The sequence below is a fragment of the Geminicoccus sp. genome (assembly GCF_036263595.1).
In the GTDB taxonomy this organism is placed as follows: Bacteria; Pseudomonadota; Alphaproteobacteria; order Geminicoccales; family Geminicoccaceae; genus Geminicoccus.
In genome coordinates, this window is the sequence record NZ_DATAGQ010000059.1 from 1 (window position 1) to 14585 (window position 14585).

Below are 14585 nucleotides of genomic sequence, written 5' to 3' on the forward strand. Positions count from 1 at the left end.
TAGGACGACCTCGTCGAAATGACGGGCCACGCTCGCCAAATCATGATGAACCACCAGGACGAGGCGACCCTGATCGGCCAGATCGCGAAGGACCCGGAACAGGATAGCCTCGGTCGTCGCATCGATGCCGGCGAAGGGCTCGTCCAGCAGGACCACCTCCGCCTGCTGCGCCAGCGCCCGCGCCACGAACACGCGCTGCTGCTGCCCGCCCGACAGTTCGCCGATCGGCCGCTCGGCGAACTCGGTCATCCCGACGCTCGCCAGGGCCTGCATCGCCTGGGCACGCTCGGCGGCACCCGGCCGGCGGAACCAGCCCATCCGTGGATAAAGCCCTTGCTCGACCACCTCGCGCGCGCTGATCGGAAAGGTCAGGTCGACCTGCCCGCGTTGCGGCACATAGGCGACCCGCCCCACTGGTGGCCCCCCGACAATGCCGAACCAGCGGACCTCTCCCGTCGCCACAGGCACCAGGCCCAGGGCCGCCTTCAGGAGCGTCGATTTGCCGGCGCCATTGGGTCCGATGACGGCCACGAGCCCTGCGTGCGGCGCCGACCAATCGATCGGGCCAAGCACAGTGGTGTCGCCATAGCGCACGACCAGGTCCCTGACCTGAAAGTGGCGTGACGGCTGATGTGCCAGATCGGTCACGGTCACGCCTGCGCCGGCCGCAGCCGCCCCCAGAAGCCACGCTCCGGCGCCTGCCCGCGCAGGGCGCGGACGATGGTCGTCACGTCGTGATCGATCATGCCGAGCCAGCTACCCTCGTGCGTGCCGGGCTGGCCCATGGCATCGGCGAACAGCGTGCCGCCCAGCGACACGTGATGGCCTCGGGCGGCGGCTCCTTCAATCACCGCTCCCATGGCGCGCTCGCTCACCGAGCTCTCGATGAACACAGCCGGCACCTTGCGCTCGACCAGGGCCGCCACGACGTCCTGGATGCGTGCCAAGCCAGCCTCGCTCTCCGTGCTGATCCCCTGGATGGCCATGACCTCCAGGCCCAGCCGGCGTGAGAAATAGCCGAACGCGTCATGCGAGGTGACCAGCAGCCTGTTCTCAGGAGGTATGCTCGCAACCCGCTCGATGGCCCAGGCAGTCAGCACCTCCGCTTCCTTGCAGAAGCTCTCGCTCGATTGCGACCAGGCATCCGCCCCGTCCGGCTGCAGCGACGCCAGCTTTGCCAGTACCCCCTCCAATGCCGATGGCCAGATGCCTGGATCCATCCACACATGCGGATCGACGGCGCCAGTGGCGTCTTGGAGCAGCGCATCGCCCGGAACGTGCTCGCCGGCGACAAGGATGCCGCCCGCCGGCGAGAACCGCTCAATCGTGTCGGTCAGCTTGGCTTCCAGATGAAGCCCGTTCACGACGATCGCATCCGCGCCGGCCAGGGACGCGATGTCGCGGCGCGTTGGGCGGAACAGATGCGGATCTACGCCTTCACCCATCAGGATTTGCCAGTCGAGCGTGTCACCGGTGATCCGGCGCAGCGGCTCGCCCAGCATGGCTGTGGTCGCAACGACCTTCGGCCGGGCAGCTGCGCCGGTGGACACTGGCTTTATGAAGGGCAATGCCGTGGCGACCAGCAGAAACGAACGGCGGAGCAGCACCGGGTCCTCCTTGTACTATTCCATCGCGAAGAAAATTAGGGCATTCTAAACTTGTTTCAAGAGCTGAATGCACTGCGACGGTGCTTGACTGGACAGGCGACCTGCTTGGCGGCATCACCGGTACGGGCCATGCGAGGCTAGCGGCAGGGGGAACCGCCCGTGATCATCGTTCCAGGATCGATCAACGCCGACCTGCTGTTTCCCGTGCGAACCCTGCCTGCACCCGGGGAGACGGTTCTCTGCCCGTCCTACACGATGGCGCTTGGCGGCAAGGGATCGAACCAAGCCGCTGCAGCCGCGAAGGCTGGCGCCGACGTGCGCTTTTTCGGCCATGTTGGCAGCGACGCCTACGGCCCGTTGGTACGGCAGCTCCTGGCGGACGCCGGCGTCGAGGTCGCCGGACTGGTGGACTCGCCCAAGCCCACGGCCATCGCCGTGATCGGCGTAGACGAGAAAGGTGAGAACCAGATCATCGTGGCATCGGGTGCAAACCTTGACACTCATGCCGGCCAGGTTCCCGGTCACCTCCTGGTCGCCGGGAACACGGTGCTCTGCCAGAACGAGATCCGGACGGAGGAAACCTTCAAGGCGCTGGCCCGCGCCAACGAGGCGGGCGCCCGCACGATCCTCAACCTGGCGCCATCCTGCCCCTTGCCGGCCGGCGTGCTCGACCGGCTCGACGTGCTGGTCGTGAACGAACTGGAGATCCTGGAGGCAACCGGCATCCAGGGTGAACCGGGCGTGCTCGCGGCGGATCTCGCGCGCCGCCATCGACTGACCGTGGTGGTGACGCTCGGTGCCAAGGGTGCCATCGCCGCGACCGCCGACGAGCGGTTCGAAGTAAGCGCCATGAAGATCCGACCGGTCGACACGACCGGTGCTGGCGATGCGTTCACGGGAGTTCTGGCGGCCTACCTGGATCGTGGGTCGTCGCTCGAGGAGGCGCTGCACCGGGCAGCCGTGGGAGCGGCCCTCGCCTGCGAGCGGCTTGGAGCCCAGAGCGCGCAGCCGCGCATGGACGAGATCGAAGCAAGGGCCCAGGACCTGCTCATGCCCCGGAAACTGATGTGAGCAAGCCGCCCGGCCCGCCGGGCGAACCACTCAAGGTCCAGCTCGACCGAAACGGCGAACCCTGCTGGTCGCTGAGCGTGTGGCTGACGCTGCGGATGTTCGACATCCCATTCATGGAGGCCACACCGACGACTCTGGTTGAAGCCAGTGGCCAGCCCGAACCGGGACCGCTGTTCGACAAGGCGCCTACGCTCGTCGAAGGCAGCCTGGCAGTGGCCGGCCCTCTGGCCATCCTGGAATTTCTGGCGGAGCGCCATCCGGTGATCTGGCCCGACGATCGGGCCTCGCGTGCCCAAGCGCGTGCCGTCGCTTCCGAACTCTGCGCCGGTTTCCCCGTGCTGCGTCTGTTCCTGGCCGCCAGGAACGGCGCGAGCCTTGCAGGCTCTCGTCGCTTGCTCCGGTCCCTCGGGGCCGAGATTCAGCGCCTTCGCTCGATCTGCATCGAGCTGCGCGGCGCGGCCAGCGTCGGGGCGGGACCATTCCTGTTCGGCAGCTTCTCCGGTGCCGACGCGATGTTCGCGCCCTTGGCGAGCCGCCTTCTCGACCGGGCGATGTCGCATGATGCGACATGCACCACCTATCTCGGCGCGCTTGGCTCACTTGCAGCCATGCGGGCCTGGTACGGTGAGCAGGAGCAGGTTCGGCCGGAGATCGCTGTCGACATCGCGGCGATTCTGCCGATTGCAGCTCCGCCACAGCCCTCCGCACACGAGGCGAAGAAGCCACTCGACCCGGCGCCGCCACTTCTGGAGATTCCGCCAGCCCTGACGCCGCCAAAACTGCGGCTGGAGGACGCGGATCGCCCCAGCATCACTTATCTGGACGAGCAGCCGATCCGCGGCTGGCGGAACGTGCGCCTCGTCGAAATGCTGTCGGTCTCGCCATCGATCCCGCCGATCCCGCCGATCCCGACGCGTCCGGCGGCTGCCTCGGCAACACCGGTTCAAGCGGCCCCGGCCGACGAGACCAGACAGGGGGGCGACCTCGCCAGACGGGCCAGCGAACCGTCGTCCCTTCCCCGGCTCCGGCCGACTGAGCCGGCAGAGCCGGTCGCTGCTGGCCAAGCTGCCAACAGCGCAACGGACGGGCCGGAAGCCCGGACGGGCGACGATGCTCACTCCCTGATGTTCCAGCTCCGCCGACCTGACCCCGCCGCTGGCGGCCTGAACAGCCTGATCGACCGCTTTGGCCGCTCGATCGCTTCCGCTGTCCCGGACGCCAATCAGGAAGTGGCATCTCCACTGCGCCCTCAAGATGGCAAGGCGGCCGCACCGGATCCCGCCCGTCAGAGCAACATCCGGCCGGCCGCCATCAAGCCGATCGGCTTCTCGGTCCACCGCAGGAAATGAACCAGCCGACCGGCCTGTGCCCGGCTACTCCTTCACGGCACCCGTGAGGCTCGACACGTAGTAGTCGACGAAGAACGAGTAGATCAGCGCTACCGGGATCGAGCCCAGAAGCGCGCCTGCCATCAGCGAACCCCAATGGTATACGTCGCCTTCGACCAACTGCGTCAGAACGGCGACCGGTACGGTCTTCTTCTCCGAGCTCTGGATGAAGGCGAGCGCATAGATGAACTCGTTCCAGGACAGGGTGAAGGCGAAGATCCCGGCTGAGATCAGCCCGGGCACCGCGAGCGGCAGCGTCACCTTCCACATGATCTGCAGCCGGGTAGCCCCGTCGATTAGCGCGCATTCCTCGAGCTCGTAGGGGATCGACTTGAAGTAGCCGATCAGGAGCCAGGTGCAGAACGGCACGAGGAAGGTCGGATAGGTCAGGATGAGTGCCAGCGGGCTGTCATAGAGGCCCATCTTGAAGATCATCGTGGCCAGAGGGATGAACAGGATCGACGGCGGCACTAGGTAGGCGAGGTAGATCGCCAGGCCTACCCACTGGCTGCCCTTGAAGCGCAGCCGCTGCACTGCATAAGCCGCAAGCACCGACACGAACAGGGACAGGAAGGTGCTGGCTACCGCCACCATCATGGTGGTCCACAGCCAGCGCGGGTAGTCGGTGTCGAACAGCAGCCGCTTGACGTGCTCCAGTGTCGGCGAGCTGATCCAGAATGGGCTGTAGTCGTTGTAGTTGTAGAGCTCCGCGTTCGATTTGAACGCGGTGATGACCATCCAGTAGAATGGAAACAGCAGGGTCAACAGGAACAGGATGAGCGGCACGTAGACCACCATCATCCTGCGCGGGAGCGAATCCCAGTTGATTACGCCGCTCCGTTCCGCCGTGATGACGGGCGCCTTGTCGGCGGTGGCGTCAGTCATCGCTGCCTCCCTGCTGCCACTTGCGCCGCGCCAGCGCGACGTAGCTGAAGATGGTGGATGCCACCAGGAACGGGATCATGGCGACCGCAATCGCAGCACCCTCGCCCAGGTAGCCGCCCGGGATCGCGCGCTGGAAGGCCAGTGTGGCCATTAGGTGGGTGGCGTTGTTCGGGCCGCCACGGGTGATTGCATAGACGAGTTGGAAATCGGTGAAGGTGAACAGCACCGAGAAGGTCAGCACGACCGCCAGGATCGGCATCAGCATCGGCACGGTCACGTGCACGAAGCGCTCCCAGGCGGTCGCACCGTCGATCATCGCCGCCTCGTAGAGCGAGGGCGAGATCGTCTGCAGGCCTGCCAGGAGCGAGATCGCGACGAAGGGGATCCCGCGCCAGACGTTGGCGGCGATCAATGAGAACCGCGCGTGCCAGGCTTGGCCCAGAAAATCGATGTTGGTGTCGATGATACCGATAGCCTTGAGCACATAGGAGATGATCGAGAACTGCGGATCATAGATCCACCAGAACGCGATCGCCGACAGCACGGTCGGAACGATCCAGGGAAGGAGGACAATAGCGCGTATCAGGCTCTTGAACGGCAGATGGTGGTTGAGCAGCAGGGCCAGCCAAAGGCCCAGGCCGAATTTGAAGACCGTGGCGATGGTCGTGTAGACGATCGTGTTGAACACCGAGAGCCAGAACACCGAATCCTCGAAGAGGTAGGCGTAGTTCTCCAGGCCGATCCAGACGCCATCCCGCCCGATCCGCGTATCGGTGAAGCCAAGCCACACGCCCAGCCCAAGCGGATAGCTCAGGAAGGTCAGGAGCAGCACGCTCACCGGGAGCATGAACAGGAAGGCGAGCACGCGGCGATCGTCGAGCTTCCGCGAGAGCCAGGACTGTTCCGGACGTTGTCCGGACCAGGCCGCGGCGGTGCTGGCCATGCGGTTTCCTCCCCTTGTTTGGTCGAGGCTGGAAGCAATGACGGCTCACGGGTGGCACCCGTGAGCCGTCACTCCAAGCGCCGAAGATCAGCGATAGTAACGGCCAGCGCGGCTGGCGGCTTCCGCAATCGCATCGTCGATCGAGGCGCCGCCGCTGACCGCGGAGGAGACCATCGTCACCACGATGTAGTCGGCGAGCGCCCCGGCGCTGGCATAGCCGAGCGGGCCCTTCCAGCCATAGGGCAACGATTCGGTCATGATCTTCTGGTACGGGGTATGCTTGGGATCCTCCGTCCAGATCGGGTTGCCGTCATAAGCGTTGAGCGAATGCGCCCAGTAGCCGATGCTTGCCGCCTGCCAGGGCTGGTACTGCTCCTTCTCCATCATGAAGCGCAGATATTCCTTGGCCGCGTTGGGATACTTGGTGTGCTGGAAAATCATCCCGCTCACCGTCAGCGCCGTCTCGGTCGGCCGCCCGATCGGACCAATCGGCATCGGAGCGTGCTGAATGTCCTCGGCCAGCGCCGCGACGTTCGCGTCCGTCGAGGTTTTCGCCGCGTAGTAGACCGAGATGCCGTTGGCGACGACAGAGACCTGACTGGCCAGGAACGCCTTGTTGTTGGACGGATCCAGCCACGACAGCGTCCCAGGAATGAAGGTCTTATACAGCTCGGCTCCATACTGGAGCGCCGCGCGGGTTTCCGGCGAATCGATGGTGACCTTGCCGTTCTCGTCGACCAACGAGGCGCCGTGCGACCAGATCAGCCAGTGGCAGAAGGTGTTGGCGTCGCCCTCGGCCTGGCCGAGCGTGAAGCCGACGGGATGCCCGGTGCCCTGCAACGCCTTGGCAACTTCGAGGAAGCCTGCCGTGTCCTTCGGAAGTTCGCTGAAGCCGGCTTCCTTCAGCCAGGATTGGCGATAGACCATCTTTCCGCCGGAAGCGCCCACGGGCAGACAGATCCAGTTGCCTTCCGGCCCCTTGCCCATCGTCTGCGCGAGGGGCGCCCAGCCTCCGTACTTCTTGCCGAGGTAATCCGCGAGATCGGTAAGGTCGAGGATCTTCTCGGGGTACTGATGCGGGTCGTCATTCCAGGCCAGGATGATATCGGCACCTGTGCCGACATTGGCCGCGACAGCCGTCTTTGGCCTGAGGTCCTGCCAGCTTTCCTGATCGACACGCACCGCCACCCCGGTCTGCTCGGTGAACTTCTTGGAGTTCTCCAAAAACAGAGTTTCGTCGCCCGCCACGAACTTGGACGGCCGCAGGACACGGAGTTCGGCACCGCTTTCGATCTCGTAGGCAGGCGGCGGCACGTCCGCAGCCACCACCTCCGCCGAGGCGCCCCGGCCCAGCAGCGCACCACCGGCGACACCTGCCATCAAACCAAGCGTCGACCTACGGTCCATCCGCATTATGCATGCCTCCCTTGGGCATTGATTGGTTATGTATGTGACTAGGCCTGTCATGGGCGACCCTACCTGATCGGTCAAGCACTGCCATGGCCAGACGTCCCGTTGCGAGCTAGAGGACCGCACGAGGCAGATGCGGCAGGGAGCAGGAAATGCGCGTACTGGTCACGGGTGGAGCCGGATTCATCGGGAAGAAGCTGATCCTGCGCCTTCTCTCGGACGGACAGGTCGGCGGCGAGAAGATCACCCGCATCACCTGTTTCGACGTAGTGGCCGCGCAGGGCCTGCCGGCAGACGACCGTATCGAAGTCGTGACGGGTGACCTGTCGTCGCCCAGCCAGGTCGGCATCCTTCTCGGCAAGGGCCAGGATGCCATCTGGCATCTCGCGTCGGCCGTCAGCGGCGAGTGCGAGAAGGACTTCGACCTCGGATACCGGGTCAACCTGACCGGCACCCTGAACGTCCTGGATGCGGCTAGGCGAGCCGGCAACATGCCCAGGCTCGTCTTCACCTCATCGGTCGCCGCGTTTGGCGGGCCCCTGCCCGATCCGATCCCGGACGACCAGATCCTCACTCCCCAGACCTCCTACGGCGCCCAGAAGGCCACCTGCGAGCTGCTGGTCGCCGACTACACCCGCAAGGGCATGATCGATGGCCGCTCCCTGCGCCTGCCGACCATTGTGGTCCGCCCGGGCAAGCCCAATGCGGCCGCTTCCTCCTTCGCGAGTTCGATCGTCCGCGAGCCTCTCGCGGGTGACAGCGTCGTCTGCCCCGTGGCGCCCGAGGCGAAGATGTACAGCCTGAGCCCGCGCAAGGTGGTCGATGCCTTGGTCCATGCCATCACGATTCCTTCCGAGGAAATCGGCCAGGTCCGCTCGCTCACGTTGCCCGGCCTGACCTATACCCAGGCCGAAATGATGGCGGCTTTGGAGCGCGTCACCTCGAAAAAGGTGGTCGACCGCGTCACCTGGACCCCTGATCCCTTCATCCAGAAGATCGTCGCCGGCTGGCCCACCACCTTCACCACGCCACGTGCCGAGAAGCTGGGTTTCCGGCGCGACGACAGCCTGGAAGAAATCATCCAGGCCCATATCGACGACGAGCTGAATGGTACTTACGCAGCCTGATCGTCGGGTCGGACACGTTGGCAGAAAGCGCGGCCGCGGCCTTGCCGCATGTCAACGCACCAGGTCGTGGTACTCCTTGTGACGCCGGATCCAGGCGACGGCATAGCCACAGAGCGGCACGACCTGCCATCGCTTTTCCCGGGCCAGGTCCATGACGGCGCCCATCAGGCGGCTCGCCGTCCCCTTGCCGCGTAGTTCAGGGGCAGCTTCCACGTGCGGAAGGATCAGGCTGGAGCCTTGCAGGCGATAGTCGGCGAAGACGAGATAACCGTCGATCTCCAGCTCGAATCTCGACTTGGTGGTGTTGTCCCGAAGGCCATGGTCCATGGGTCGGCTTCGTTCCTGTCGCAGCTGGTCGTCATCCATGAAGATGGCGTCGGGCGCTGCGGCTCCCAATAGGCCAGCGGCGACAGGTCGAACTTGGGGCAACCCTCAGGGCGTGATGGTGAGCAACGCACGCTGATAGCGGGTGATCGGCGGATTGCCGGTGTCCGTCACCTCCAGAATCAGGTCCACTGTCTGCGTCGAACTGACCACCGGTGCAGTGATCGTGGCGACGGCTGTCTCGCTGTTCTCGATGGTGATGGCAGGCGCGTCGGGGTTTACCTCCGATAGATCCACCACCGATAGGTCAGGTCATGGCCGTCCGGATCGTCGGACGAACTGGCGTCGAGGCTCACGAGATCGCCAGATCGAAGCGTTCGGGTGGTGCCGCCGTCGATACGCGCCTCAGGTGGATGGTTGGCGTCGGCATAGGCCGAGACCAGCCAGTTCGCCCGTGCCGCGAAGTCGGACTGGTATGCCGGCCGCCAGCGCGCCACCGAGGCCCGCCGATCAACGATGCCGCCCAGTTCGTCCTTCTGGTAGCGGCTCGTATAGATGTTGGTGGAGATCGCGGCATACTCGGGTTCGTTCGCGTAGCGTCCACCCCATCCGCCCCGTGATGGTTGCGTCGGGATGCCCAGGCCGGTTGGGAGAAGGTGGAGCAGGGTGGGCGTGTCGCCCTCCTTCATGCCGTCTTCAGTGGTGTTCAACGGGTAGAGTGCACCCAGATTGCCTTTGTTCTTGATGTTGTCGTTGATCCAGCTGCTCCTCTGCATCGACGTGTCGCCGAGCAGGTACATCCCACGAAAGGTGGCGGTCCTCGTTCCTTCGTACCCGTCGCTGACGATCCAGAACATGTCCTTGGCATTATCGGCGAGGTAGTTGCCTGGTGCCGCGGAATACTGGCTCCAGTCGATCGAATAGACCCGCAGCTTATTCTGGAAGCTGACAAACGAGCTGGCCGAGCGAGTATTGCGCACCTTGTAGATCGCTTGGGCAAGCTCTCGGCTACCTCCCCAGACGAGCACCCAGAGCGGCTGCGAACTCGCATCAACGCTCGCGATGATGTGGTCGGATCCGGCCGTATCAAAACCGGCCCCGATGGGGTCGTTCGACGCTAGCCCGTCCTTTACCCTCGCGAGAAGCGCATTGGCCTTCGGGTAGCGGATATCGTGGAGCAGAAGCTTGGGCAGATCCTTGTCGTAGGCGGTGATGACCGAGCGGACGATGTCCGACGCCACAGGCCTCGAAGGCCGGTAGGTCGCCACGATCCCTTCGATGCTGAGGTCGTTCGCATAGAGCAGGGTCCGGATCAGCGACTGCGTATCGTCCGGATCCTGCCCGATGTCGGTCAGGATCAGCACGCGCGGACGGTCTACCTTCATGGTAACCTTGAACTGAGCTCGGCATCCTGACTGTACGGTCACGGACCGGGGAACATGGCTCCAGGTCGAGTTCAGGATGCAGGCGGCCGATGAAAGCTGCTTGAAGATGTCGACCCGGGCAGCTTCGAAACCGAACGGACAGGTCTTGGGAGCGCCAGCGACGCTGCTGCAGTTCACATAGAAATGGGGTGCCGCTTCTGCTCGCCCAATGGCCACGATGCCCAGCAGCCCTGCCGCAAGCCATACGAATGCCGAAGTCACTCTTGCCGTCTTCATCACAACGATCCCCGTAATCCAGCCTGGCCATCTGGTGGATGAACAATGCGAAAAACAATCCACTTGCGAAGCTAGTATTCCGACAGATGGCGGAAGACAGACACATACCATCGCCTTAGGTGAACACCGCTATTTGCATGGAACAGCTGGTTCTCTGTCCAGCCGCACCGGATTCTCGCCGAACATCGCTTAAAATTTCGTCAAGTACCGCCGGGCCTGTCATCACGACATCTTGAAAAGGTAGTCTTTGGATGCTTAACGCCGACCAAACCACATCCGTCAACATGCAAAAGGTGTCGATGATGATGGGCGGAGCGCAACCGAAGCAGTGGACTGCCTGGCGCCATGAGGCGTGGCAACTTTTCGGGCCGGAGAATTGGCGCTAGCGTGAGGATGGACGTGTGTACGGCGCCGCCCCGGCCGCCGGGAAAAGAAATGGAAACGCTCGCATGACAATCATCAGCCGGCGCCATGCGCTCGCCTTGTTCGGCGGTTCATTGGCAGCTTCACTCGGTTCCAACGTGGCCGAGGGGGCGACGAAGTCCTTCGTAGCTTTCGGGGACAGCTACACGCATTCCTACCGCAACGGCATCGCGAGCTGGGCGGACCAGATCAAGTCGAGCGGCACGGCACGACTCATCGTCAACCTCGCCTATTCCGGCGCCACGGCCGAGGGGCTCGACATGCGGCAGACCCTTGATGGCCAAGTGGACAGATGGGTGAAGAGCTACCGCTCCAAGGGCATGCCGGACCGGATGTTCATCTATTTCGGTTACAACGATGTCTCGCCGGTCCAGTCGCTGGCACCGGCCATGGCCCAGTACCGCAAGTCACTCGACCGTCTGATCTCCTATGGAGCGACGCGAAGCGGGCGCCGCATCGTGCTGTGCCTGCTCCACGACTGGAGCCGCAACCCGGCGCGCAATACCAGTTCGCGCACCCGCGTGCTCGCCTGGAACAAGTTCGTGACGAAGCTCGCCGACGAGCGGGGGAACGTCGTGACGGCCAACCTCTATTCGCGCTTCGAGGACGTGTACCGCAACAAGTCGAAATATGGCCTGACCAACGTGACCGACATCAATCTGACCCGATCCGCAACGACCTATCTCTATGCCGACCGCAGCCATTTCGGCCGCAAGGGCCAGTCCATCATCGCCAAGGAACTCAGGCGGTTCCTGGTCTAGCAGGCCCGTGCCGCGTGGTGGCGCCAACATGCGCGCGCGAGTGCCAGATGACTGAACCGACGCCACTGGCTGCCTCGCCGGAGGCCTTGGGCCACTCTGAACGCCAGCGCGCCATGTTCGGCATGATTTTTGTGTAGTTCCGTCAGGATCTGGGGCAGTCGCTGCACGGAGATGTCCTTTGGCGGAAATCCTACTCGAGGCGGAGCCACAGGCGGTAGCGCTGGATCTTGCCAGAACCGCGCTGGTGATCATCGACATGCAGCGGGACTTCCTCGAGCCGGGCGGGTTCGGGGAAACGCTGGGCAACGATGTGAGCCTCCTGGCTCCAGTCGTTCCTGCCTGCAGGCGCGTGCTCGACGCGGCGCGTGCCGCCGGGCTCCTCGTCATCCATACCCGCGAAGGCCATCGTCCGGACATGGCCGACGCCCCCCCGGCCAAGGTGGAGCGCGGGACACCGTCCACGCGGATCGGCTGCGCCGGGCCGATGGGACGCATCCTCATCCGCGGCGAAGCCGGCCACGACATCATTCCCGAGCTGGCCCCGCTGCCCCACGAGCCGGTCCTCGACAAGCCCGGCAAGGGCGCCTTCTACCAGACCGATCTCGAGCTGATGCTGCGCAACCGCCGCATCGAGAACCTGCTGGTCTGCGGCGTCACGACCGAGGTCTGCGTGCACACCACCGTGCGCGAGGGCAATGACCGCGGCTACCGCTGCATCGTGCTCGGTGACTGCTGTGGCTCCTACTTCCCGGTGTTTCACGAAATCGGCCTGAAGATGATCGCCGCCCAGGGCGGCATCTTTGGCTGGGTGTCCGATTCGTCCCGCGCCCTTGCGGCCATTTGTTCCAAGCGCCCCGCGGCGCACTCCGAAATGGGATTATGACATCGCCCGCTCCGTTCGCTGAAGGACAAGGCGCCATGGCGAAAGCAGGCCGGCACCTTGGCCCCAGGCGACCATAACGTGTTCTTCGGCTTCGGCACCGACGTTCCGGGAACATGCTGGCGCTGACCGGCCTGCTCCGGTTCGTGCTGAACAAGACGGACGACATCGTGCTTGGCCGCATCCTGCCGGCCAAGGGCCTGATGATGTGCCTGGGCACGCTCTACCATGCCTGGCTCGCCTACGGCTGGCAAAGCAGACTTAACACAGCGACGCGTGCACCCTGCCCTCAGACACCAGCCTGCCGCACATGTGCATCGTCCGCCTCGTCATCATGCTGCCTGTCTCGCTGAGCACGGGCGATGCGATCAGGGGCCGCTTTGACCTAATGTTCGTGCAGAGCCTTATCCTGATGAGCGACTGCTACATCGCCCCCGACATCCGCAAGATCATCCCGCGGCTGCACCTGCCGGCAAGTTGATCACGTTCATCTCGATATGCCCGGCACTGAAGATGTTCATGACGCCGGTGATCGGGCTACTCTGCTATGCTGTGATCCTGGTGAACTGGTTCGCTGGCCTGCGCTATCCCAGGAGCATTCCGACCGGTCTCGTCGCGTTTGTGGTGGGCACGCTCATTGCCCTGGCGTTCCATGTTGTTCGGCAGCTGCATCATGAGTGGAGGAAATCGGCCAGGCGTTTGCAGGCTTCGGCTGCCGCCTGCCCCTGTCCCCCGTGCATCATGTTCTCGCTGGCCTCAAGTTCTTGGGTGTCGTTCTGGTCATGGTCATCCCGTTCGGAATCTACGGTCTGGCCGAGGCCGAAGCCACGTTCGAGCTTTGGTGATTCGGCCAGTCCGAAAAAAAACTACCCGACAACATGGTGCGATAAGCCTTACTATCCGTTTAGGTCGTAGGGGGCTTGCGGCTCCTTCGGGATCAGCTGCGGGACCATCCATGGCGCCTATTTCCTCGATCGTCGAAGCGCGTGAAGGCGGCCTGCGTGCCTCCGCAGCCTCGGGCCTGTTCGTCGCTGTCGTCATCATCGGCATGCTCTACTTCGGCCGTGATGTGTTCATGCCGGCAGCGCTGGCTATCCTGCTAAGCTTCGTGCTGGCGCCACTCGTGCGTCTGCTCCAGCGCTACTGGATCCCGCGCGCCGTTGCGGTCCTAGCCGTGGTTCTCCTCGCTTCGGCCGTGATCGCCGGCATGGGAACCATCATGGCGTCCCAGCTGAGCCAGCTCGCGCGCGACCTGCCGCGCTACCAATGGACAATGCAGGAAAAGATCAGGTCCTTCCGCGGAGCTACTGAAAGCAATGGTGGGATCCTCGACCAAGTCTCTAACGTGGTCGAGAACCTCAGCCGCGAACTGAATCGCGAGGATCAGACAACGGCTCCTGCGAGTGGTTCGGTTCAACCATCCGCGCAGCCCGATGAGCCCGAGCCTGTGCCGGTGATCGTCCACCAACCGGATCCAGGCGCGCTCGCCACGCTGGCGCTGGTGGTCGATCCCCTGCTGCATCCCCTGGCCAACCTCGGCATCATCATCATCTTCGTGATCTTCATCCTCCTGCAACGCGAGGATCTCCGGAACCGCCTGATCCGGCTGGCTGGTGCCCATGACATCCAGAACACGACCGCAGCCATGGACGATGCGGGCCGGCGCCTTAGTCGGTTGTTCCTGACCCAGGTGGCGCTGAATTCCGGCTTCGGCTTGGTGATCGGACTGGGGCTCTGGGCGATCGGCGTGCCGAGCCCTGCCCTATGGGGCGTACTGGCGGCCCTGCTACGCTTTGTGCCTTATGTCGGTCCGGTGCTGGCGGCGGCCCTGCCGCTCCTGCTGTCGGCCGTCGTGGAACCTGGCTGGACCATGTTCATCTGGACGGCGATCCTGTTCGCCGTGGTCGAGCCGGTGGTCGGTCACGGCATCGAGCCGCTCGTGTACGGACGCAGCACCGGCCTTTCGCCGGTGGCGGTCGTCGTGGCGGCGACCTTCTGGACGTGGCTCTGGGGTCCCATCGGGCTCCTGCTGGCCACGCCCATCACCGTCTGCCTCGTGGTGCTGGGCCGCCACGTGAAGACGCTGGAGTTCCTGGACATCATGT

Annotated in this window: 13 protein-coding genes and 1 pseudogene; 7 read left to right on the top strand and 7 right to left on the bottom strand. The window is 64.2% G+C overall.

Going from position 1 to position 14585, the window contains the following annotated elements:
• Together VHL31_RS04740 and VHL31_RS04745 are read right to left on the bottom strand one after the other, a co-directional pair.
• Nucleotides 1-648, bottom strand: a 648-nt coding sequence (locus VHL31_RS04740) for an ABC transporter ATP-binding protein (RefSeq protein WP_329660055.1), incomplete at its 3' end; no start/stop codon positions are given.
• 2 nt (nt 649-650) lie between these two features.
• The gene (locus tag VHL31_RS04745; protein WP_329660056.1) at nt 651-1607 is read right to left on the bottom strand and encodes a metal ABC transporter solute-binding protein, Zn/Mn family; all 957 of its coding nucleotides are present in this window, start codon (nt 1605-1607) and stop codon (nt 651-653) included.
• 159 nt (nt 1608-1766) lie between these two features.
• Between VHL31_RS04745 and VHL31_RS04750 the strand changes: the two genes are divergently transcribed.
• Nucleotides 1767-2678 carry a ribokinase gene (locus VHL31_RS04750; RefSeq protein ID WP_329660057.1) on the top strand — a complete coding sequence of 304 codons (912 nt, stop codon included), beginning with the start codon at nt 1767-1769 and terminating at the stop codon, nt 2676-2678.
• Entirely contained in the window at nt 2675-4027 is a 1353-nt protein-coding gene (locus VHL31_RS04755; protein ID WP_329660058.1) for a hypothetical protein, read from the top strand. Before VHL31_RS04750 ends, VHL31_RS04755 begins: the two co-directional genes overlap by 4 nt.
• A gap of 24 nt (nt 4028-4051) precedes the next feature.
• Here the strand turns inward: VHL31_RS04755 and VHL31_RS04760 are convergent, their stop codons facing one another.
• From VHL31_RS04760 to VHL31_RS04770, 3 genes are all read right to left on the bottom strand, one after another.
• The gene (locus tag VHL31_RS04760) at nt 4052-4951 is read right to left on the bottom strand and encodes a carbohydrate ABC transporter permease (RefSeq protein WP_329660059.1); all 900 of its coding nucleotides are present in this window, start codon (nt 4949-4951) and stop codon (nt 4052-4054) included.
• The gene (locus VHL31_RS04765) at nt 4944-5894 is read right to left on the bottom strand and encodes a sugar ABC transporter permease (protein WP_329660060.1); all 951 of its coding nucleotides are present in this window, start codon (nt 5892-5894) and stop codon (nt 4944-4946) included. Before VHL31_RS04765 ends, VHL31_RS04760 begins: the two co-directional genes overlap by 8 nt.
• An 87-nt stretch (nt 5895-5981) precedes the next feature.
• A complete protein-coding gene (locus VHL31_RS04770) occupies nt 5982-7310 on the bottom strand; it encodes an ABC transporter substrate-binding protein (RefSeq protein ID WP_414653637.1) in 1329 nt (442 codons plus the stop codon).
• Between the two features lie 146 nt (nt 7311-7456).
• Here VHL31_RS04770 and denD point away from each other — a divergent pair, with 146 nt between their 5' ends.
• Nucleotides 7457-8431, top strand: coding sequence for a D-erythronate dehydrogenase (gene denD / locus VHL31_RS04775; RefSeq protein WP_329660062.1), 975 nt, complete (start codon nt 7457-7459; stop codon nt 8429-8431).
• A 51-nt stretch (nt 8432-8482) separates the two neighbouring features.
• Here denD and VHL31_RS04780 read toward each other — a convergent pair whose 3' ends face one another.
• Both VHL31_RS04780 and VHL31_RS04790 read right to left on the bottom strand, forming a co-directional pair.
• Nucleotides 8483-8758 (bottom strand): GNAT family N-acetyltransferase, encoded by a 276-nt coding sequence (locus VHL31_RS04780; protein WP_329660063.1) that lies wholly within the window; start codon nt 8756-8758, stop codon nt 8483-8485.
• A gap of 105 nt (nt 8759-8863) precedes the next feature.
• Nucleotides 8864-10527 (bottom strand): annotated as a pseudogene (locus VHL31_RS04790) (nucleoside hydrolase-like domain-containing protein).
• Between the two features lie 338 nt (nt 10528-10865).
• Between VHL31_RS04790 and VHL31_RS04795 the strand changes: the two are divergent.
• From VHL31_RS04795 to VHL31_RS04810, 4 genes are all read left to right on the top strand, one after another.
• Nucleotides 10866-11600 (top strand): GDSL-type esterase/lipase family protein, encoded by a 735-nt coding sequence (locus VHL31_RS04795; RefSeq protein WP_329660066.1) that lies wholly within the window; start codon nt 10866-10868, stop codon nt 11598-11600.
• A 178-nt stretch (nt 11601-11778) separates the two neighbouring features.
• Nucleotides 11779-12483, top strand: coding sequence for an isochorismatase family cysteine hydrolase (locus tag VHL31_RS04800; RefSeq protein WP_329660067.1), 705 nt, complete (start codon nt 11779-11781; stop codon nt 12481-12483).
• Between the two features lie 307 nt (nt 12484-12790).
• Nucleotides 12791-12961, top strand: a complete 171-nt coding sequence (locus VHL31_RS04805; RefSeq protein WP_329660068.1) for a hypothetical protein — start codon at nt 12791-12793, stop codon at nt 12959-12961.
• A gap of 474 nt (nt 12962-13435) precedes the next feature.
• A partial coding sequence (locus VHL31_RS04810; RefSeq protein WP_329660069.1) for an AI-2E family transporter occupies nt 13436-14585 on the top strand: 1150 nt, incomplete at its 3' end.

Coding starts and splice junctions, on each gene's coding strand:
- VHL31_RS04765 (WP_329660060.1), bottom strand. CDS start 5,894: ATGGCCAGCACCGCCGCGGCCTGGTCCGGACAACGTCCGGAACAGTCC.
- VHL31_RS04760 (WP_329660059.1), bottom strand. CDS start 4,951: ATGACTGACGCCACCGCCGACAAGGCGCCCGTCATCACGGCGGAACGG.
- VHL31_RS04780 (WP_329660063.1), bottom strand. CDS start 8,758: ATGGACCATGGCCTTCGGGACAACACCACCAAGTCGAGATTCGAGCTG.
- VHL31_RS04795 (WP_329660066.1), top strand. CDS start 10,866: ATGACAATCATCAGCCGGCGCCATGCGCTCGCCTTGTTCGGCGGTTCA.
- denD (WP_329660062.1), top strand. CDS start 7,457: ATGCGCGTACTGGTCACGGGTGGAGCCGGATTCATCGGGAAGAAGCTG.
- VHL31_RS04805 (WP_329660068.1), top strand. CDS start 12,791: ATGTGCATCGTCCGCCTCGTCATCATGCTGCCTGTCTCGCTGAGCACG.